Raw genomic sequence first — 19,351 nt, 5'->3', positions numbered from 1 at the left:
GGTTGATGGCTTGTGCGGGCCATTCTTCCGGGCGCAACCGGTGCATGCATCGTCCATCGGGACTAGGAGTGACTGGTGGTGAACGACGTGCACGCACAAAGACGCAAGGGCGCAAAAGCGCAAAGATGCAACGGCCGCAGGGCTCGTTCATGCATGCGCCGCTTCACGCACCGCAGGCAGCCATCGACCGCCCGCGGTGCGTGAAGTCGACGCGGGCTCGCTCAGCCCTGGTTGACGTTGGCCACCGTCAGGAAGCCCGGCCGTTCGCCGCCGCCATGCACCAGGAGGCTGGTGCCCGAGACATAGCTGGCGCGCGGGCCGGCAAGGAAGACGCAGGCGTCGCCGATGTCCTGCGGTTGCGCCAGCCGCTGCGCCGGAATGGTCGCCGCAACGGCCGCAATGCCGGCGGCATCGCCGTAGTGCAGTGCCGATTGCTCGGTCTCCACCAGCCCGGGGCTGACCGCCACGACCCGCACCTTGGGCGCCCATTCGATGGCCAGCGAACTGGTCAGGCTCAGGATGCCGGCCTTGGCCGCGGCATAGGTCGCGGTGCCCGGCTGCGCACGCGTGGCGGCGATGCTGCCGATGAACTCGATGACGCCGCCTTCGGCCTGTTGCTGCATCACGGCATTGGCCTGGATCGCCAGCGTCAGCGGCGCCATCAGGTTCAGCCGCAGGATGGATTGGTGAAAACGCGGCGAACCATCGCTGGCATAGGCAAAGGGCGTGCCGCCCGCGTTGTTCACCAGCACGTCGAGCCGCCCGTGGTCCGCGACGATGGCCGCGACCAGCGCCGCCGTGGCATCGGTGTCGATCACGTCGCAGGTGTGGAACTGTGCGCTGCGGCCCGCCGACTGCGGCAGCGAGGCGGGCGTCTTGCGGCCGCAGACGATCACGGTGGCACCCGCGTCCATGAAGCGCTGGCTGATGCCCCGGCCCACGCCCTGTGCGCCGCCGGTGACCAGGACCACCTTGCCCGAAAGCTCTTGATTCGGATTCATGTCGTGCTCGCTCTCTCTGTCTCTTCGTTGTGATGTGGTTCGATGGATGCCCCGGCCGTGCGCATGTTCAGACGCCGAAGCCGCCGGCCACCGGGAGCTGGTGGCCGGTGATGTAGCTGGCGCGGTCCGAGGCCAGGAACACCGCCGCATGGGCAATGTCCTCGGCCTTGCCGATGCGCTTGAGTGGCACCGCATCGATGGTGTTGCGCTCCCACTGTGCATCGAAGACGCCGCGCCGTTGCAGCTCCAGGTGCATGCCCGCATCGATGACGCCGACCAGCACCGAGTTTGCGCGGATGTTGAAGCGCCCTTCTTCACGCGCCACGCCGCGCACCACCGCTTCGTTCGCCGCCTTGGGAATGACCGACAGGCCGTCGCGCGCCGGCCAGACCACTTCGCCGGCCGAGCCGATGTGCACGAAGGAGCCGCCGCCCCAGGCCCGAAAGCGCGGCAGTGCCGCCTGCACGGTGTTGAAGAAGCCCGACACCTCTTCCGTCAGGGCGCGCTGCCACTGGTCGTGCGTGATGCGGGAGATGTAGACCTGCTCGGTCACCACCGCAGCGCTGAAGACGATGGTGTGGATGCGGCCGTGCTGCTGCGCGACCGTGTCGATCAGCGCCGCGATGGCCGCGCCATCGGCCGTGTCCAGCGGGTGCACGCTGGCGCTGCGGCCATGCGCCCGCACCTCGTCGGCGGTCTGTTGCGCCGCCGCCTCGCGCGAGAAATAGGTCAGGGCGACATCGCTGCCGGCGCGCGCGAATTCGCGGCAGATGCTGCGGCCGATGCCGCCGCTGCCGCCGATGACCAGGGTGGCGCCCAAGGGAAATGCAGAGGTTGTCATGAAGGTGCTCGGGAAGGAGAAAGCGGGCGGTCCCGGGGGCTCATGTCGCGTCGGAACACCAATCCGCCGAAGGCGTTTCAGCGGCCGCTTGCCACCGGCAGCTTGCGCAGTTCGCGCTTGAGCACCTTGCCGCTGGCGTTGGTCGGCAGCGTCTCGACGAAGTCGATGAACTGCGGCACCTTGTAGTTGGCCATGTGGGCGCGGCACCAGGCGACGAACTCGCCGCTGTCCAGTGGCACGCCGGGCTTTCTGACGACGAAGGCGCGGCCGACTTCGCCCATGCGTTCGTCGGGCACGCCGATCACCGCGATCTGCGACACCGCCGGATGCCGGCTGGCCAGGCGCTCGATCTCGGCGGGGTAGCAGTTGAAGCCGCCGGCAATGTAGACGTCCTTGACCCGGTCGGTGATGCGCAGGTAGCCGTGCGCATCGAGCGTGCCGATGTCGCCCGAATGCAGCCAGCCATCCGCATCGATGGCCTGCTGCGTGGCGCTCTCGTCGTCAAGGTAACCCAGCATCACGTTGTAGCCGCGGATCAGCACCTCGCCCGGCTGGCCCGGCGGCTGGGTCCGGCCGTCGGTGTCGACGATCCTGATCTCGACGTCGCGGATGGCGCGTCCCGCCGTGGTGGCCACGGTCTGCGCGTCGTCGCTGGGGGCGCTCAGCGCGGCGGTGCCGCAGCACTCGCTCAGGCCGTAGCCGGTCAGCACGGTCTTGAAGCCGAAGTCACGCCGCATCGACTCGATCAGCGAGGGCGGCGTGGACGTGGAGCCGGTGATGGCGGCACGCAGGCTGGACAGGTCGGTGGCCGCGAAGTCCGGATGGGCCAGCATGCTGTAGTAGATCGTCGGCGGACCGGGCAGCACGCTGACCTTGTCGCGCGCGACCGTGCGCAGCACCTCGCCCGCATCGAACACGGCAATCGGCATCAGCGTCAGGCCGTTCATGATGCCGACCATCCAGCCGGACTTGTAGCCCATCGAATGGAAGAAGGGGTTGACCATCAGGTAGCGGTCCTGCGGCACCAGGCCCATGACCTGCGACCAGTCGTCCATGGTGCGCAGGTTCTGCCCGTGCCCGCACTTGACGCCCTTCGGATGGCCGGTGGTGCCCGAGGTGAAGATCACGTCGGAGACCATCTCCGGCGTGACCGACAGGGCGCGTTCCCGCGCGGTGGCCTCGCTCACCGACTCGCCTTGGGCAATGAAGTCCTGCCAGCCGGTGTCGTTGTCTCTCGCGCCGTGAATGACCAGGATCTTCTCCAGCGACGCCGGCAGGTGGCCCGTCAGCAGGTCGGGGTAGTGAACGCCGAGGAAGTCGCCCGTGGACAGCAGCAGGCGCGCACCGCTTTTCTCCAGCACATAGCCGACCTCCAGGCCTTTCATGCGGGTGTTCACCGGCACCACCACCGCGCCCACGCCGAGGATGCCCAGCGCGGCGACGATCCACTCGCGGCAATTGGGCGCCCAGATGGCCACGCGCTCGCCGGGCGCGATGCCCCAGGCCATCAGGGCGCGGCTGGCGGCCAGCACCATGCGGTCCAGTTCGGCATAGCTGGTGCGCACGCCCCGCTCTTCGATGGCGCTGTGATCCGGATGGCGCGAGACGGTCTGCGCGAAGGCACGTGGGATGGTGGGAATCGTTGGCAGCAGGGACATGATGAAGAGGAAGAATGTCTTGGAGAAACGCGCGCAATCGCGAGGACGCAGGGCGCGTGAAGCCCTGCAACAGACCCTCGCAGGATGGCTCCATTGTGGCGAGCGCCCCTGCTGCAACATCGTTCAATCGGACTAGGATTCGCGGCTTTTTTCAGCGCGGCGCGCCCCCGGTTGCCCGCTGGTTCAAGGCAGCAAGGGATAGTCCGTATAGCCAGCCGCGCCGGGCGTGTAGAGGGTCTTCGGATCGAAGTCCGCCAGTGCGGCGTTCTCGCGCAGGCGGCGCACCAGGTCCGGGTTGCCGATGAAGTGCCGCCCGAACGAGACCGCCTCGCCTTGCTCTGCCCGCAAGGCCTGGCGCGCGTCGGCACCATCGAAGCCGTCGTTGAGGATCAGCGGCCCGGCGAAATGCCGGCGTGCCATCGCGAAGGCATCCAGCGTGGGCAGCGGCGAACGCATGATGTGCAGGTAGGCCAGCTTCAGCGGCGAGACCGCATCCAGCAGGCCGCTGCAGGTTTCAAGGGGCGCGTCATCCGTCACGTCGTTGTAGGGGCTCGCCGGGCGGATGCGCAGCCCGACGCGGTCCGCGCCGATGGCCCGGGACATGGCCTGCAGCACTTCGATCATGAAGCGGCGGCGGTTCTGGGCGCTGCCGCCGTAGGCGTCCTCGCGCAGGTTGGTGTTGGTGGCCAGGAACTGCATCGGCAGGTAGCCGCTGGTGCCGTGCAGCTCCACGCCGTCGAAGCCTGCCTCCAGTGCCAGCGCGGCCGCCTGTGCGTACTCGCGGATCACTCCGGCAATTTCGTCCAGGCGCAGCGGGCGCGGCATGTCGAAGCCGGCCGGGCCGACCGCGTCGGTGAAGATCCTGCCGCTCGCGCGCACCGCCGACGGCGCCACGGTTTCGGCCTCGGCCTGCTTGTTGTGGTGGCTGGCGATGCGGCCGACGTGCATGAGCTGGGCCACGATGCGCCCGCCTTCGGCATGCACCGCCGAAGTCACGCGACGCCAGGCCGTGGCCTGCTGCGGCGTGTGCAGTCCCGGCGTGCGGCAATAGCCCTTGCCGGCGGCGCTGGGCTGTGTGCCTTCGGTGACGATGAGGCCCGCCGTGGCGCGCTGGCGGTAGTACGCGACATGCAGGTCCGTCGGCACGTCGCCCTCGGCCGCACGGCTGCGCGTCATGGGCGCCATGACGATGCGGTTGGACAGCGCGATGGCGCCCAACTGAAGAGGTTCGAACAATGGATCGGAGGCGGGCGTCATGGTGCTTGTCCTGCTGGCTAGCGCACGCGGATCTTCGGTTCCGCTGCGCCGCGGCGCATGGTCGCCAGGAATTGCTCCAGCGGCGCGGGCGGTGCCACGTCGGCCATATCGGCATCCGGAGGCTGGGCCCAGAAGTCTTTCCAGCTCGGCCACAGCGCGTGCCAGCTTCCTTCATAGGGCTCGCGCCCCGGCCAGCGCATCTTGCGTTCGCCGATGGGCGGCTTGTTGAGGTCGGTGGCGTACCAGTAGCAAGGCAGGCGCCGGCGAAACAGCCAGCGGCCGTCGATGCGTTCGTAGTCGTCCCAGTACAGCATCTGCATGATGACCCAGTCGCCGCCGGCCTCGTGCTCGTTCTTCGAGTACACGACACCGTGCGCGCGATCGGGACTGGTGAACTCGATCACATGTCCGCCCAGGTGGTGCGAGGTGCCGCTGAACTGCTGGCGCAGCGTCTGGTCGACCCAGGCCTTCAGGTGCGCGCGGCCCACCTTGTCGCGGCTCACGCGAACGTCCGGTGCGAACAGTCCGACGTGGGCATCCACGTCGCGCATGTCCAGGGACAACGAATACTTGGACACGAGGAATCGAATCTCCTCGATGGATTCCAGCCGATCGACACGTGCAAGAAGCGCTTCCGTCATGAACCGGGTCTCTCCGTCAGTCTGTCAATGAACGGCGCCGATTCTGGTTTCGCCCCGCACGGCGGGCATCGTCCGATGGGACTAAGGCCCGAAGGACTTTGCGCACGCGCTTAGTCTCATCGGACGATGTGCCCTCAAGAGGGGCTCCACAGAATCGACGCACAGATTCAAGGAGCCAAGGATGAACAAGCAGTTGGGGCTGGATGCGGTCGCTTCGCATCTGCAAGACGGCATGACGGTGGGCATCGGCGGATGGGGACCGCGCCGCAAGCCGATGGCGGTGGTGCGCGAGTTGTTGAAGTCACCGGTCAAGGACCTGACGGTCGTGGCCTATGGCGGCCCGGAGGTCGGCATGCTGTGCGCCGCCGGCAAGGTCCGCAAGCTGGTCTACGGCTTCGTGACGCTCGATGCGATTCCGCTGGAGCCGTACTTTCGCAAGGCCCGCGAGGCGGGTGCGCTGGAGGTCTGCGAGCTGGACGAAGGCCTGCTGCACTGGGGCCTGCGCGCCGCCGGCATGCGGGTGCCTTTCCTGCCGACGCGCGTGGGTCTGGGCAGCGACATCCTGACCTACAACCCGTCCTTCAAGACGGTCCAGTCGCCCTATGCCGACGGCGAGGTGCTGCTGGCCATGCCCGCGCTCGCGCTGGACCTGGCGCTGCTGCACGTCGACACCGCCGACCGCCTGGGCAACACCCACATCCACGGACCAGACCCCTTCTTCGACGACCTGTTCGCGCGGGCGGCAAGAAAGACCATCGTCAGTTGCGAGGAGATCCACGACCGGCTGGACATCGCCCGCCCCGAGGACGCCAAGGCCAACCTCTTCGAGCGCAACCTCGTCACCCATGTCATCCACGCGCCCTTCGGTGCGCACCCCACCTCCTGCGCGCCGCGCTACGGCTGGGACCTGGGCCACCTGAAGCAGTACGCCGCCAGCGCGAGCCAGGCCGACGGCTGGAGCACCTACGGCGAACAGTTCCTGCGCGGCGACGAGGCCGCCTACCAGTCGGCCGTGGGTGGCGTGCAACGTATCGGCGCGTTGCCGATGCCGGTTTTCTGATGCGAGGACAGGACTTCGAGATGAGCCAGATTTCTTCTTCTTCTTCTTCCTCTTTCACCTTGGCCGAATTGATGATCGGCGCGGCCTCCGAAGCCTGGCGCGGCGACGGCGAACTGCTCGGCTCGGGCATCGGCACGCTGCCGCGCATCGCGCTGGGCGTGGCCAAGCTCACCCATTCGCCGGAACTGCTGATGACCGACGGCGAGGCCTACCTGGTCGAGGAGCCCATTCCGCTCGGTCCGCGCGGCGACTGGAAGCCCCGCTTCTCCGGCACGATGACCTATGCGCGGGTCTTCGACTGCGTCTGGAGCGGCAAGCGCCATGCGCTGGTCGGCCCGACCCAGATCGATCGCTGGGGCCAGGCCAACATTTCATGCCTGGGCGATTTCCACAAGCCCAAGGTGCAGATGCTGGGCTCGCGCGGCTTTCCGGGCAACAGCATCAACCACGCCAACTCGATGTTCGTGCCGGTGCACAGCACCCGCGTCTTCGTCGCCGGCGAGGTCGATGTGGTCGGCAGCGTCGGCTACAACCCCGCGCGCTGGCTGCCCGGCATGAACCGCGATGCGGTGGACCTGCGCTTGATCGTCACCGACCTGTGCGTCATGGATTTCTCGGGCCCCGACCATGCCATCGCGGTGAGGTCGCTGCACCCCGGCGTGAGCTTCGAGCAGGTGCAGGCGGCCACGGGCTTTCCCTTGCTGCGTGCCAACGGCATGGGCATCACGCCCGCGCCGACCGACGAGCAGATGGCCTTGATCCGCCAACTCGATCCGCACGACCTGCGCGCCGGCGTTCTCAAGGACAACCCGCCCGGAGTGCGTGCATGAGCGTCGTCTTTCCGCGCGCGGCATCGCGGGCCGCCGGCACCGGAGCGGTGGCATGAGCCGGGCCCTCAAGACCGAACTGTGCGACCTGCTCGATTGCCGCTACCCGATCGTGCAGACCGCGATGGGCTGGGTGGCCGATGCGCGGCTGGTCGCCGCGACCTGCAACGCCGGCGGCTTCGGCTTCCTGGCCGGCGCCACCATCGAGCCCGACAAGCTGGAGGATGAAATCCGCAAGGTCATGGCACTGACCGAGCGGACCTTCGGCCTGAACTTCCACATGTGGCAACCCAACGCCGCCCAGGTCATCGACCTCGTGGTCAAGTACAGCCAACGCATCCGCGCCGTGAGCTACGGGCGCGGGCCGGACAAGGCGACCATCCGCCGCTTCAAGGACGCGGGCGTGCTGTGCATGCCGACCGTGGGCGCGCTCAAGCATGCGCTGAAGGCCGTCGAGCTGGGCGCCGACATCGTCACCATCCAGGGCGGCGAGGGCGGCGGCCATACCGGCAATGTGCCGACCTCCATCCTGCTGCCGCAGGTGCTCGATGCGGTCCGTGTGCCCGTGGTCGCGGCCGGCGGGTTTCATGACGGACGGGGCCTGGCGGCGGCGCTGGGCTATGGCGCGGTCGGCATCGCCATGGGCACGCGCTTCCTGATGACCCGCGACTCGCCGGTGCCCGAGGCGACGAAGCAGCACTACCTGGCGGTGAACGACGTGGCCCACATCCGCGTGTCGCACGCGGTGGACGGCATGCCGCAGCGCCACATCGACAACGCCTACCTGTTGCGGCTCGAAGCCGACAGCGGGCTCAGGCGCGTGCTGGTGGCGCTGCAGTGCGCCTGGAAATGGAAGGCCCGCACCGGCATGAGCACCGGCCACATGCTGCGCACCGCGGCAAGCGCGCTACGCGAGGACGGCATGAGCGTGGCGCAGACGCTGATGGCGGCCAACGCACCCGTGCTGATCCAGCGCTCCATCGTGGACGGGCGGCCCGACGAAGGCGTGCTGCCCAGCGGCCAGGTGGCCGCCGCGATCGGCGAACTCAAGAGCTGCGCCGAGGTGATCGACGAACTGGTCGCCCAGGCCCATGCGCGGCTGGATGCACTCGCCGCGCTGACAAGAACGCAAGAGACCCTCTCATGACGAACGACATCGAAAACTCTTTGAAAAGCACCGTCGACGCGGGCGTGGCGGAACTGGTGATCGACCACCCGCCGGTCAACGCCCTGCCCAGCGCGGGCTGGCACGCGCTGGCCGCGCGCATCGACCGCCTGGGCAATGACCCCGAGGTCCGCGTGATCGTGCTGCGCGCCGAAGGGCGCGGCTTCTGCGCCGGCGTGGACATCAAGGAACTGGCGGCACACCCCGCGCGCATCGTCTCCGTCAACGCCGGCAACTACGCGACCTTTCGCGCCATCCATCGCTGTCGGGTGCCGGTGATCGTGGCGGTGCACGGCTTCGTGCTGGGTGGCGGCATCGGCATTTCGGGGGCGGCGGACATCGTCGTCGCCTCGGACTGCGCCACCTTCGGCGTGCCCGAGGTGGACCGCGGCGCGATGGGCGGCGGTGCCCACCTGCAGCGCCTGTTCCCGGTGCAGAAGGTGCGCCACATGTACTTCACCGGCGATGCCATCGACGCAGCGGAAGCCTTTCGCCTGGGCGCCGTCGAGCGCGTGGTGCCGCGCGCGCAACTGCGGCAGGCGGCGCTGGACATCGGCCGCAAGATCGCGGCCAAGAGCACCACCATGGTCCGCCTGGCCAAGGAGTCGCTCAACGGCATCGAGGACGGCAACCTCGAGGACAAGTACCGCTGGGAGCAGGGCTTCACCTTCGAGGCCTACATGAGCCCGGATTCGCAGGAAGGCCGCGAGGCCTTCGTCGCCAAGCGCGATGCGAACTTCGACGCGAACGCAAACGTCAACGCGAAGGCCTGAGGCGTTCCATGCATCTGCACTACACCGAAAAGCAGCGCCGCTTCCGCGCCGAGGTCCGCGCCTGGCTGGCCGCCCACGTCCCGAAGGAACCGCTGGCCAGCTTCGACACGGCCGAAGGCTTCGAGCAGCACCGCGCCTGGGAGCGCACGCTCAACTCGGGCCGCTGGAGCATGGTGACCTGGCCGGTCGAGCTGGGCGGGCGGGGCTGCGACCTCATCGAGTGGCTGATCTTCGAGGAGGAGTACTGGCGCGCGCAGGCGCCCCTGCGCGTCAACCAGAACGGCATCTTCCTGCTCGGCCCCACGCTGATGGACTTCGGCAGCGCCGAGCAGAAGGCGCGCTTTTTGCCGCGCATGGCCGCCGGCGACGACATCTGGGCGCAGGGCTGGTCCGAGCCCAACGCCGGTTCGGACATGGCCGCCATCAAGGCCAGCGCCGTGCGCGAAGGCGACTTCTATGTCGTCAACGGCCAGAAGACCTGGTCGTCCCGCGCGGTCTGGGCCGACTGGCTGTTCGGCCTGTTCCGAAGCGACCCCGATTCGCAGCGGCACCACGGGCTGAGCTTTTTGCTGCTGCCGCTGAACGCACCGGGCGTGACCGTGCAGCCGATCCGCCAGCTCAACGGCGAAGCCGGCTTTGCCGAAGTGTTCTTCGACAACGTCAAGGTGCCGGTGGCCAACCGCATCGCGGAAGAGGGCGCGGGCTGGCATGTGGCCATGGCCACGGCGGGCTTCGAGCGCGGGCTGATGCTGCGCTCGCCGGCGCGCTTCCAGGCAACGGCGCGCGCGCTGGTGGCGCTGTACCAGCGCCACCGCGCGTCGGCCGACCGCGACCCGGCGATCCGCAATGCCGTGCTGCGCGCCTGGATGGATGCCGAGGCCTACACGCTGGCGACCTACCGCACCGCCAGCCGGCTGGACAACGGCGGCAGCATCGGCCCCGAGTCGAGCACCAACAAGATCTTCTGGTCCGAGCTGGACCTGCGGATGTACGAGACCGCCATGCGCATCCTCGGCCCCGAGGCCGAACTGCTGCCGCCGGCGCCCGAGCCCGGCGTGGTGGGCCACTGGCTCAACGGCTTCCTGCATTCGCAGGCCGGAACGATCTACGCGGGCGCCAACGAAATCCAGCGAAACATCATTGCCGAACGCATGCTCGGCATGCCGCGCTCCTGAGGACACAGCGATGTACTTTCATTTCACCGATGACCAGCGCGAGTTCGGCGAAGCCATGTGCAGCTTCTTCATGAAAGAGGCCACGCCCGAGCTGGCGCGCGAGCTGTGGGACACGCCGACCGGGCGCTCGTCCGAGATGTGGGCGAGCGTGACCGCGCAGGGCATGCTGGGCATGTCCGTGCCCGAAGCTTTCGGCGGGCTGGGCTGCCGCGACGATGCCTGGTCGCTGATGACGCAGGTCATCGGCTACTACGGCGGCTCCGACGGATTGTTCGAGACCGCCTGGCTGGCCGCCTCGCTGATCGATGCGCTGGGGCCCGATTCGCCCGAGCGCGCGCTCTGGCTCCCGCGCATCGCGGCGGGCGAGGCCCGCGTGGCGATCGGGCATCCGGTCAATCCGCTGGTGGCCGATGCGCACGTGGCCGACCTGCTGCTGCTGGCGCACGAAGACGAGGTCCATGCGGTGCGCCGCGAGGATGTGCGCATGAGCCCGCGCCGCAGCATCGACGCCTCGCGCCGCCTGTTTCGCATCGAGTGGACGCCCAGCCGCGCCAGCCGCATTGCGGATGCCGAACTCGGCCAGCGCCTGTGGGCCGACACCCTGAATCGCGGCGCGCTGGCCGTGGCCGGGCAGATGAACGGATTGACGCAGCGCCTGATCGACCTGTCGGTCGACTACACCGCGCAGCGCAAGCAGTTCGGCAAGCCGGTGGGCAGCTTCCAGGCCGTCAAGCACCTGATCGCCAACGTGGCGGTCGAGCTGGAGTTCGCCAAGCCGGTGACCTACCGCGCCGCCTATGCGCAGGCCGAACGAGAAGACCTGCGCGACGTGCATGTGTCCCACGCCAAGCTGGTGGCGGCCGATGCGGCACGCCTGGCCTGCCGCAACGGCATCCAGGTTCATGGCGCCATGGGCTACACGTGGGAGATGGACCTGCAGATCTTTGCCAAGCGCGTCTGGGCACTCGACGCGACATGGGGCGACGAGGCCCTGCACAAGGCCCGCGTCGCGCAGTTCGTGTTCGATCCCGATGCGGCGCTCGGACCCGGCCACACCTTTTCTGAATCGACGGAGCAAGCAAGACATGCATGAAGCAGTGATAGTTGCCACCGCCCGGACCGCCATCGGCAAGGCCTTCCGGGGCGCCTTCAACGACACCGAGGCACCGGTGCTCGGCGGCCATGTGGTGCGCGCCGTGGTCGCGCGTGCCGGCATCGAGCCGGGCGAGGTCGACGACGTGCTGATGGGCGCTGCGGCGCAACAGGGCACGCAGTCGTACAACCTGGGCCGCCTGTGCGCCTACACCGGCGGCCTGCCGTTGAGCGTGCCGGGCATGGCCATCGAGCGCATGTGCGGCTCCGGCCTCATGAGCATCGCCACCGCCGCCAAGGGCGTGATGTGCGGCGAGCTGGACATCGCCGTGGCCGGCGGACTGGAGTCGATCTCGCTCACGCAGAACGCGCACAAGAACAGCTTTCGCGCACAGTCGCAGGCCGTGCGCGCCGTGGTGCCCGAGGCCTACATCGCGATGATCGAGACCGCCGAAGTGGTGGCCGAGCGCTACGGGATTTCACGCGCCGCGCAGGACGCGTATTCGCTGGCCAGCCAGCAGCGCACGGCCGCCGCGCAGGCGGCGGGCCTGTTCGACGACGAGATCGTGCCCCTCACCGTCGACAAGGCGCTGACGGACAAGGAAGGCCAGTCGATCGGCAGCACGCGCGTGACCCTGGCGCGCGACGAAGGCAACCGCGCCGACACCACGCTGGAAAGCCTGGCCGCGCTTCGTCCGGTGCTGAAGAACGGCACCTGGGTGAAGGAGGGGCGGCACATCACGGCGGGCAACGCCTCGCAGCTCTCGGACGGGGCCTCGGCGACGCTGCTGATGCGCCGCACCGAGGCGGCGCGGCGCGGCCTGGCACCGCTGGGCGTCTACCGGGGCATGGCGGTGGCGGGATGCGGTCCGGACGAAATGGGCATCGGGCCGGTGTTCGCAATTCCCAAGCTGCTGCAGCGGCACGGCCTGGGCGTGGACGACATCGGCCTGTGGGAAATCAACGAGGCCTTTGCCTGCCAGGTGCTGTATTGCGCCGAGCGGCTCGGCATTGCGCACGACCGCCTGAACGTCAACGGCGGTGCCATTGCCATCGGCCATCCCTTCGGCATGTCGGGCGCGCGCATGGTGGGCCATGCCCTGATCGAAGGACGCCGGCGCGGCGTGCGCCATGTGGTGGTGGCCATGTGCATCGCCGGCGGCATGGGTGCGGCCGCCTTGTTCGAGGTGCTGTGATCCGTGGCCGCCACAAGGGGCGCGGACACCGCGAGGGTTGACCGCGCCGGCGTGCTGCAAGGCAAGGCCGTCGCCATCACCGGTGCCGGCCAGGGACTGGGCGCGGCCTATGCGCGCCTGGCCGCCGCGGAAGGCGCGAGCGTGCTGGTCAACGACATCGATGCAGCCGCTGCGCAGGCGGTGGTGCGGGACATCGAGGCCGCCGGCGGCCGGGCCGTGGCGAACGCGGCCGACATTTCGAGCTGGGCCGGCGCCGCCGACCTGGTCGGCGAATGCATCGGACGCTTCGGCACCATCGACGGGCTGGTCAACAACGCCGCGCGCTTCTACATGTCCCGGCCGGAGGAAGACGAAGAGGCCGCGATGCGCGCGCTGGTTGCCGTCAATGTGCTGGGCACGGCTTTCTGCGGCGTGCACGCGCTGCGCCACATGGTGGCGCGCGGACGGGGCGCCATCGTCAATGTCACCTCGGGTTCGCAGACTGGCACCACGCTGCAGGGCATGTACGGCGCGTCCAAGGGCGCGGTGGCCTCGCTGACCTACAGCTGGTCGGTCGATGCCGCGCCGCACGGTGTGCGCGTCAATGCGGTGTCGCCCATGGCGAAGACGCCGATGGCCGACGTGGCCCGCAGCTACTTCACGCAGCGCCAGCGCACGCCGTGGCCGCAGGTCGCGGTGAGCCCCGAGGACAACGCACCCGTCGTGGCCTATCTGCTGTCCGATGCGGCGCGGGGCGTCAACGGACAGGTCGTGCGCATCGACGGCGATCGGCTGTCGCTGATGACGCATCCCGCCGTGCTGCATCCGCCGCTGGAGAGCGAGCACTGGGGCGTGGACGAAGTCGCGCAGGCTTTCGAGTCGCAGCTGAAAGCCCGCCAGTTGCCCGCCGGCGTGGTCGGTGCGCAGCTCGTGCTGCATCCCTATGCGCTGCGCTATCCGCGCGAGGCGGACGCCGGCGGCTGAAGGCGTCGCTCCGTTCGATCCGCCTAGTCCTGAAGGACGATGTTGAGGCGAATGTCTTTCCACAGAATCCGGCCGGCGGACACGCACCGGACAAGAAGCGGCCCGCGCAGGGGATCTCGAAAGATCCCACCGATTTTCATAAAAGCCCAGGAGACAAGAGACATGAAGACATTCAGGAAAGTGCCGATGGCGCTGGCCCTCTCGGCCGCGTTCGTCCTGCCTTCGCATGCCGACGAACTGTCGGACCTCAAGGTGAAGATGAACGAGATGCTGCAGCAGGTGCAGGCGCTGCAAAAGAAGCAGGAAGAAATGGAAGCCAGGCAGGCCGCCAGTGCCGCCGAAAAGCCGGAGGGCCCGGCACCTGTGGTGGCGGGCGCGCTGCCGGGCTCCATCATGCTGCCGGGCACCAACACCTCGCTGAAGATCGGCGGCTACGTGCAACTGGCCGCGAGCCGGGAGATGAACGGCTTCATCGGCAACACGCAGACCGTGCTGGCGCCGTTCTCCACCGCATTCGGCGGCATTCCCTTCTCGGGATCGCAGCCTGCCAAGCGCAGCGGCGAGACCAGCTTCGAGGCGCGCGAATCGCGGCTGAACGTGACCACGCTCACGCCCACGCGCTACGGCGACCTGAGGACACTGATCGAAGGCGACTTCTACGGCACCGGCGGCACCAAGGTCTCGACCAACTCGGTCTCCTTCCGGCTGCGCCATGCCATGGCCGAGATCGGTCCGTGGATGTTCGGCCAGTACTGGTCCAACTCGGCGGACCTGATGCAGGGGCCGGACGTGTACGACTTCGGCGGCCCGGTCGGCCTGGCCGCCCTCAGCCGCGTGCCGCAGATCCGCTACACCTGGAAGATCAATCCGCGCTCCACCTTCTCGGCCTCGATCGAGCAGCCCTCGCAGGACTTCAGCGGCGCGGACAGCGTGGTGTTCCAGGCGGGCTACAACAACATCAGCGCCAATTCGCTGGACAAGCTGCCGGACGTCACCGCGCGCTATGTCTTCGACGACACCTGGGGCCGCCAGTCCTTCGGCTTCGTGGCCCGCCGGCTGACGGCGACCAATGTGGGCGGCGCGGGCACGCCGGGCGCGGCCCTGGGCGACAAGACCCTGGGCACCACCGGCTACTCCATCAACAACCAGGGCACCTTCAACGTGTTCGGCCGGGACAAGCTGGCCTACCACCTGGTCTGGGGCAAGGGCGCCGGCCGCTACATCACGCAGCAGCAGCCGTCCGCCGTGCTGTACCCCAACGTGGCCGGCGCGCCCAATACGCTCGACGCCATCAAGTCGACCGGCTTCAACGTCTCCTACCTGCACTACTGGAACGACCAGTGGCGCTCGACCATCGACTACGGCAGGGTCCGCACCTCGGTGCCGCATCCGCAACTGCCGCTCACCACCATGAGTTCGGTGCAGTCGGTCTTTGCCAACCTGATCTGGTCGCCGGTGCCGCAGGCCGAGCTGGGGCTGGAGTACGCCTGGGCCAAGATCAAGAACGACGTGCCCAAGTCCGGCATCGGCAGCCGCCTGTCGTTCATCGGCAAGTACAAGTTTTAATGGCGGCCAGGGCGGCCGGCCACCGGCCGCCGACATTCAAGGGCAGTGACTATGGTTGACGAATTTGCGATTGTTGTGGTCCGCGGCCTGGGCCTCGGCGCGATCTTCGCGCTGATCGCGATGAGCATGAACATCGTCTACGGGGCGACGCACATCCTCAATTTCGCGCAGGGCAACATGTTCGTGCTGGGCGGCTTCGTCGCCGTGGCCGCGACGCCCGCCGGGCAAAGCATGGTGCTCTGGCTGGCGCTGATCCCGGCGGCGGCGCTGGTGCTGGCGCTGGTGGTCGCGGTGCAGGGCTGGATCACGCTGGTGCCCCTGCGGCATTCGGTCGAGCAGAACTCCTGGCTGATCACGACCATGGCCGTGTCCATCATGATCAGCGCCGCGCTGCTGCTGGTGCAGGGCCCCTGGGCCGCGACGGCGCGCAGCCCGGTGCCGCCGCTGGTGCTGTTCGGCGTGCGCACGCCCGGCCCCTACATCGCGGTGATGGCGCTTGCCGTTTTCTGGTTCGTCGCCTTGCGCCTGTTCCTCACCCGCACGCTGGCCGGCCTGGCCGTGAGCGCGCTGTCGCAGGACCTGGAGGCCGCGCGGGCCGCGGGCCTGAAGGTGCGCCAGTTGCAGTTGCTGGCCTTCGGCATCAGCGGCCTCGTGGTGGGCAGCGCGGGCTTCGTGGCGGCGCCGCTGATGTCGATCTCGGCCGACACCGGCATCCGCTACGTGCTCAACGGCTTCGTCGCTTCCGTCATCGGCGGCATGGGCAGCAACCTGGGCGCCATGGTGGGCGGCGCGCTGGTGGGCGTGGTCTCGATGCTGGCCATCTACCTGTTCGGCGGCGAGTACCAGGGCCTGGTGTCTCTGCTGCTGCTGGTGGGCATGCTGCTGATTCGACCCGAAGGCCTGTTCGGCCGGGCGAGCGCGCGCCGCGTGTGATGAGCGTCTATCTGGAACCCCTTCGAATGACATCCACTGCCGTCTACACGCCCGCCGCCCCGGCAACCGCCCGCCGCTCCAGGCTGGATGCGGACACCGGGCAACTGGCGATCGCCTGCGTCCTGATCGTGCTGAGCGGGCTTGTTCCCGACTGGCTCGGCGATGACTACTGGACGCACAGCTTCCAGCTCGTCAACCTGTTCATCGCCGTCGCCGCCTTCCAGAACCTGCTGATGCACGATGCCGGCCAGACCTCTTTCGGCCAGGGCGCGATCTTCGGCGTGGCCGCCTATGGCGCGGCCGTCGTCGCCAGCCTGTACGGCCAGCCCTACTGGGTGGCCGCCTGCTTCGGCGTGGCGGCGGCGGTGGTGGCGGGCTTTCTCTATGCGCTGCCGTCGCTGCGCGTGCAGGGCTACTACCTCGGCTTCGTCACGATGAGCGCGGCCACCGTGTTCCCCGAAATGCTGGTGGCGGCGAACCGCTACACCAACGGCATCAACGGCCTCTCGCTGAGCTTTTCCTCCTGGCACGAACGCACGGTGCTCGGCGCTTCGCCGATGACCCTGGCGGTCTGCGGCGTGGCCTGCGCCGCGCTGGCCTCGCATGTGCTGCTGCGGCGGACCGCGCTGGGGCGGCTGCTGCGCGTGGCCGCCAGCAGCCCCGAGGCGGCACAGTCGCTGGGTGTGTCGCCGGGCCTGATGCGCTGCATCGCCTTCACCCTCGTGGCCTTCGGCACGGGCGTCGTCGGCACGCTCTACACGCCCATCGTCGGCTTCGTCAGTCCCGCGGCCTTCAACCTCGACACCTCCATCCTGTTCTTCCTGGCGGTGATCGTCGGCGGGCGCGGCCACATCCTGGGCACCGTGGTCGGCGTGTGGGTGCTCTACCTGCTGCCCAACATCCTGCTGGCCGAACTGTTCCAGTACCGCCTGCTGGCCTATGGCGCCGCGGCGCTGGTCGTCATGCTGCTGCTGCCGGACGGCATCGTCGGCACCTTCGAGCGCTGGCGCCGGCGTCGCCGCGAGACCCAGGCGCCGTTGAACGTGAACCTGGATTGCCTGCTCGAAGTGCGCGCCGCCCAGGCCCGCGGGGGCGGGCAGGCATCGGGCGACGCCATCGATGTGCGCTCGGCCACCAAGCGCTATGGCTCGGTGGCGGCACTGGACGGCGTCGACCTGCGGGTCGGGCGCCACCAGATCCACGGCCTGGTCGGCGCCAACGGCTCGGGCAAGACCACGTTGCTGAACATGCTGAGCGGCTTCTCGCGCCTGGACAGCGGCTCCGTGCGCATGGCGGGGCGCGAAGTGACTTCGCTGCCCGCGCACCGCATCGCCCGGCTGGGCCTGGGGCGCACCTTCCAGAAGCCGCGCATCTTTCCGGCGATGTCGCTGTGGGAGAACGTCGAGATCGGCGTGGACGCCTCGCGCGTCGCGGGCAGCCGGGCCGGGCAGGCGCATCCGGCCGAACTGATCGCGGCGCTGGCGCAGGCCATGGACGGCGGCCATGTCGACCTGGTGCCCCATGGGCAGCGCCGCCTGGTGGAGCTGATGCGCGTCGTGCTGATGGGCGCGGACATCATCCTGCTGGACGAGCCGGCCGCCGGCCTCTCGCCGTCGGAGCGCGAGCAGTTCAAGCAACTGCTGCGCCGCCTGCGCGATGACCTGGGCAAGACCGTGGTGCTGGTCGAGCACGACCTGGAGCTGGTCTGGGACATTGCCGACACCATCACCGTGCTGGAGGCCGGCAAGGTGGTCGCGCACGGCAGCGCCGGCGACATTGCCGAAAACCCCTTCGTCCGCAAACTGTTCATCGAGCCGGCCCATGCTTGAAACCACACAACTGCGCTCGGGCTACGGCAATGTGCCGGTGCTGCGCGACATCGATCTGTCGGTCAAGCCGGGAGAGATCCTGCTGGTGGTGGGCGAGAACGGCGCGGGCAAGTCCACGCTGCTGCGCACCATCGGCGGCTTCATCAGGCCCGAGCAGGGCCGCATCAGGCTGGACGGCAAGGACATCGGCGGCATGAGCCCCGAGGCCATCGCGCGCAGCGGCCTGCGCCTGGTGCTGGACGGACACCGCGTGTTCCCCGACATCTCGGTGTGGGACAACCTGCGCCTGGGCGCGGTGATCCGCCGCGACAAGCGCGGCTTCGACCGGGCGATCGAAGAGGTGTTCGAGGTCTTCCCCATCCTCAAGGATCGGCTGAAGCAGCCCGCGCGCAACCTGAGCGGCGGGCAGCAGCAGATGCTGGCGCTGGGGCAAGCCTTCGTCGCGCAGCCGCGCGTGCTGCTCAGCGACGAACCCTCGCTGGGCCTGGCGCAGTCGCTGCTGCCGCCCATCCTCGCCTTCCTGCGCCGCTGGGCGGCATCGGGCACGGCCATCGTGATCGTCGAGCAGCACATCGACATTGCCCTGTCCGTGGCCGACCGGGCCATGGTGGTCGAGCGCGGTGCCATCAAGCTCAGTTGTGCCGCGCGCGACCTGAAGGCCCACCTGAAGCAGCAGGCCGATGCGCCCGGGCACACGCGATGAAGGGCGCCCGGCGATGACGATGGTGTATGAATTCGATGGCGTGCGGCCAGTGGTGCATCCCTCGGCCTATGTCCATCCGACGGCGGTGCTGATCGGCGACGTGATCGTCGGTGCGCGGTGCTACATCGGCCCGGCCGCCTGCCTGCGCGGCGACTTCGGACAACTGGTGCTGGAGGACGGGGTGAACTTCCAGGACACCTGCGTGATGCACGGCTTTCCCGGACGGGCCTCGGTGGTCGAGGCCGACGGCCACATCGGCCACGGCGCGATCCTGCACGGCTGCCGCATCGGCCGCAATGTGCTGGTCGGCATGAACGCCATCGTCATGGACAACGCCGTCATCGGCGAGTCCAGCCTGGTGGCGGCCCTGAGCTTCGTCAAGAAGGGCATGGTGGTGCCGCCGCGCTCGATGGTCTCCGGCATTCCCGCGCGGGTGGTGCGCGCAATGACCGATGACGAGGTGATCCGGAAGTCCGAAGGCACGACCGAGTACCAGCGCCTGGCGGCCGTGTCGCTGCGCACCCTGCGGGCGGTCGAGGCGAGCACCGAGATCGAACCCGATCGCAAGAGCGTGGCGTTCGCGCTGCAGGCGCATGAGCGGCTGTCGCGCAGGCGCGATGCCACGGCGCCCTGAGCCGCGAGGGAACGATGCCGGCGGGGTGAATCGTCCG

At 68.7% G+C, this 19,351-nt stretch carries 18 protein-coding genes; 13 read left to right on the top strand and 5 right to left on the bottom strand.

All coding sequences use genetic code 11. From position 1 onward, the window contains the following. Positions 1 to 221: 221 nt before the first annotated feature. The 5 genes from ACSFB7_RS06915 to ACSFB7_RS06895 all read right to left on the bottom strand — a co-directional run bounded on the left by ACSFB7_RS06915 (position 222) and on the right by ACSFB7_RS06895 (position 5,398). Complete coding sequence (locus ACSFB7_RS06915) at positions 222 to 1,001, bottom strand: SDR family oxidoreductase (protein ID WP_435468399.1); 780 nt, start codon at positions 999 to 1,001, stop codon at positions 222 to 224. A gap of 67 nt (positions 1,002 to 1,068) precedes the next feature. Beyond that, complete coding sequence (locus ACSFB7_RS06910; RefSeq protein WP_435468397.1) at positions 1,069 to 1,842, bottom strand: SDR family NAD(P)-dependent oxidoreductase; 774 nt, start codon at positions 1,840 to 1,842, stop codon at positions 1,069 to 1,071. Positions 1,843 to 1,919: 77 nt separating this feature from the next. Then, positions 1,920 to 3,500 (bottom strand): FadD3 family acyl-CoA ligase, encoded by a 1,581-nt coding sequence (locus ACSFB7_RS06905; RefSeq protein WP_435468395.1) that lies wholly within the window; start codon positions 3,498 to 3,500, stop codon positions 1,920 to 1,922. 183 nt (positions 3,501 to 3,683) lie between these two features. Then, entirely contained in the window at positions 3,684 to 4,757 is a 1,074-nt protein-coding gene (locus ACSFB7_RS06900) for an alkene reductase (protein ID WP_435468393.1), read from the bottom strand. 17 nt (positions 4,758 to 4,774) lie between these two features. Then, entirely contained in the window at positions 4,775 to 5,398 is a 624-nt protein-coding gene (locus ACSFB7_RS06895; protein ID WP_435468390.1) for a nuclear transport factor 2 family protein, read from the bottom strand. A gap of 181 nt (positions 5,399 to 5,579) precedes the next feature. On the opposite strand from ACSFB7_RS06895, the gene ACSFB7_RS06890 reads away from it, so the two are divergent. From ACSFB7_RS06890 to ACSFB7_RS06830, 13 genes are all read left to right on the top strand, one after another. Further along, on the top strand, positions 5,580 to 6,458 hold the full coding sequence (locus tag ACSFB7_RS06890) for a CoA transferase subunit A (protein ID WP_435468389.1): 879 nt from the start codon (positions 5,580 to 5,582) through the stop codon (positions 6,456 to 6,458). 20 nt (positions 6,459 to 6,478) lie between these two features. Further along, positions 6,479 to 7,288, top strand: coding sequence for a CoA-transferase subunit beta (locus ACSFB7_RS06885; RefSeq protein ID WP_435468387.1), 810 nt, complete (start codon positions 6,479 to 6,481; stop codon positions 7,286 to 7,288). 52 nt (positions 7,289 to 7,340) lie between these two features. Continuing rightward, positions 7,341 to 8,432, top strand: coding sequence for an NAD(P)H-dependent flavin oxidoreductase (locus tag ACSFB7_RS06880; RefSeq protein ID WP_435468385.1), 1,092 nt, complete (start codon positions 7,341 to 7,343; stop codon positions 8,430 to 8,432). Further along, positions 8,429 to 9,223, top strand: a complete 795-nt coding sequence (locus ACSFB7_RS06875) for an enoyl-CoA hydratase family protein (protein ID WP_435468383.1) — start codon at positions 8,429 to 8,431, stop codon at positions 9,221 to 9,223. The genes ACSFB7_RS06880 and ACSFB7_RS06875 overlap by 4 nt, the downstream gene beginning before the upstream one ends. Positions 9,224 to 9,231: 8 nt before the next feature. Beyond that, positions 9,232 to 10,398, top strand: a complete 1,167-nt coding sequence (locus ACSFB7_RS06870) for an acyl-CoA dehydrogenase family protein (RefSeq protein ID WP_435468381.1) — start codon at positions 9,232 to 9,234, stop codon at positions 10,396 to 10,398. 10 nt (positions 10,399 to 10,408) lie between these two features. Beyond that, positions 10,409 to 11,491 (top strand): acyl-CoA dehydrogenase family protein, encoded by a 1,083-nt coding sequence (locus ACSFB7_RS06865; protein WP_435468379.1) that lies wholly within the window; start codon positions 10,409 to 10,411, stop codon positions 11,489 to 11,491. Next, entirely contained in the window at positions 11,484 to 12,686 is a 1,203-nt protein-coding gene (locus tag ACSFB7_RS06860) for an acetyl-CoA C-acyltransferase (RefSeq protein ID WP_435468377.1), read from the top strand. The genes ACSFB7_RS06865 and ACSFB7_RS06860 overlap by 8 nt, the downstream gene beginning before the upstream one ends. A gap of 3 nt (positions 12,687 to 12,689) precedes the next feature. Further along, positions 12,690 to 13,649, top strand: coding sequence for an SDR family NAD(P)-dependent oxidoreductase (locus tag ACSFB7_RS06855; protein WP_435468375.1), 960 nt, complete (start codon positions 12,690 to 12,692; stop codon positions 13,647 to 13,649). A gap of 162 nt (positions 13,650 to 13,811) precedes the next feature. After that, positions 13,812 to 15,215, top strand: coding sequence for a DcaP family trimeric outer membrane transporter (locus tag ACSFB7_RS06850; protein ID WP_435468373.1), 1,404 nt, complete (start codon positions 13,812 to 13,814; stop codon positions 15,213 to 15,215). Between the two features lie 51 nt (positions 15,216 to 15,266). Then, complete coding sequence (locus ACSFB7_RS06845; protein ID WP_435468371.1) at positions 15,267 to 16,148, top strand: branched-chain amino acid ABC transporter permease; 882 nt, start codon at positions 15,267 to 15,269, stop codon at positions 16,146 to 16,148. A gap of 26 nt (positions 16,149 to 16,174) precedes the next feature. Beyond that, positions 16,175 to 17,977 carry a branched-chain amino acid ABC transporter ATP-binding protein/permease gene (locus ACSFB7_RS06840; RefSeq protein WP_435468369.1) on the top strand — a complete coding sequence of 601 codons (1,803 nt, stop codon included), beginning with the start codon at positions 16,175 to 16,177 and terminating at the stop codon, positions 17,975 to 17,977. Further along, on the top strand, positions 17,970 to 18,680 hold the full coding sequence (locus tag ACSFB7_RS06835; protein ID WP_435468368.1) for an ABC transporter ATP-binding protein: 711 nt from the start codon (positions 17,970 to 17,972) through the stop codon (positions 18,678 to 18,680). Before ACSFB7_RS06840 ends, ACSFB7_RS06835 begins: the two co-directional genes overlap by 8 nt. A 13-nt stretch (positions 18,681 to 18,693) precedes the next feature. After that, positions 18,694 to 19,314, top strand: a complete 621-nt coding sequence (locus ACSFB7_RS06830) for a phenylacetic acid degradation protein PaaY (protein ID WP_435469935.1) — start codon at positions 18,694 to 18,696, stop codon at positions 19,312 to 19,314. Positions 19,315 to 19,351: the final 37 nt, after the last annotated feature.

Source organism: Variovorax raffinosi, assembly GCF_051216615.1.
Lineage (GTDB): Bacteria > Pseudomonadota > Gammaproteobacteria > Burkholderiales > Burkholderiaceae_C > Variovorax.
The sequence above is the reverse complement of the archived record's forward strand: the minus strand, read 5'-3'. Positions and strand labels throughout refer to the sequence as shown.

Coding starts and splice junctions, on each gene's coding strand:
- ACSFB7_RS06860 (WP_435468377.1), top strand. CDS start 11,484: ATGCATGAAGCAGTGATAGTTGCCACCGCCCGGACCGCCATCGGCAAG.
- ACSFB7_RS06880 (WP_435468385.1), top strand. CDS start 7,341: ATGAGCCGGGCCCTCAAGACCGAACTGTGCGACCTGCTCGATTGCCGC.
- ACSFB7_RS06840 (WP_435468369.1), top strand. CDS start 16,175: ATGACATCCACTGCCGTCTACACGCCCGCCGCCCCGGCAACCGCCCGC.
- ACSFB7_RS06915 (WP_435468399.1), bottom strand. CDS start 1,001: ATGAATCCGAATCAAGAGCTTTCGGGCAAGGTGGTCCTGGTCACCGGC.
- ACSFB7_RS06865 (WP_435468379.1), top strand. CDS start 10,409: ATGTACTTTCATTTCACCGATGACCAGCGCGAGTTCGGCGAAGCCATG.
- ACSFB7_RS06870 (WP_435468381.1), top strand. CDS start 9,232: ATGCATCTGCACTACACCGAAAAGCAGCGCCGCTTCCGCGCCGAGGTC.
- ACSFB7_RS06835 (WP_435468368.1), top strand. CDS start 17,970: ATGCTTGAAACCACACAACTGCGCTCGGGCTACGGCAATGTGCCGGTG.
- ACSFB7_RS06875 (WP_435468383.1), top strand. CDS start 8,429: ATGACGAACGACATCGAAAACTCTTTGAAAAGCACCGTCGACGCGGGC.
- ACSFB7_RS06905 (WP_435468395.1), bottom strand. CDS start 3,500: ATGTCCCTGCTGCCAACGATTCCCACCATCCCACGTGCCTTCGCGCAG.
- ACSFB7_RS06885 (WP_435468387.1), top strand. CDS start 6,479: ATGAGCCAGATTTCTTCTTCTTCTTCTTCCTCTTTCACCTTGGCCGAA.
- ACSFB7_RS06910 (WP_435468397.1), bottom strand. CDS start 1,842: ATGACAACCTCTGCATTTCCCTTGGGCGCCACCCTGGTCATCGGCGGC.
- ACSFB7_RS06830 (WP_435469935.1), top strand. CDS start 18,694: ATGACGATGGTGTATGAATTCGATGGCGTGCGGCCAGTGGTGCATCCC.
- ACSFB7_RS06890 (WP_435468389.1), top strand. CDS start 5,580: ATGAACAAGCAGTTGGGGCTGGATGCGGTCGCTTCGCATCTGCAAGAC.
- ACSFB7_RS06895 (WP_435468390.1), bottom strand. CDS start 5,398: ATGACGGAAGCGCTTCTTGCACGTGTCGATCGGCTGGAATCCATCGAG.
- ACSFB7_RS06845 (WP_435468371.1), top strand. CDS start 15,267: ATGGTTGACGAATTTGCGATTGTTGTGGTCCGCGGCCTGGGCCTCGGC.
- ACSFB7_RS06850 (WP_435468373.1), top strand. CDS start 13,812: ATGAAGACATTCAGGAAAGTGCCGATGGCGCTGGCCCTCTCGGCCGCG.
- ACSFB7_RS06900 (WP_435468393.1), bottom strand. CDS start 4,757: ATGACGCCCGCCTCCGATCCATTGTTCGAACCTCTTCAGTTGGGCGCC.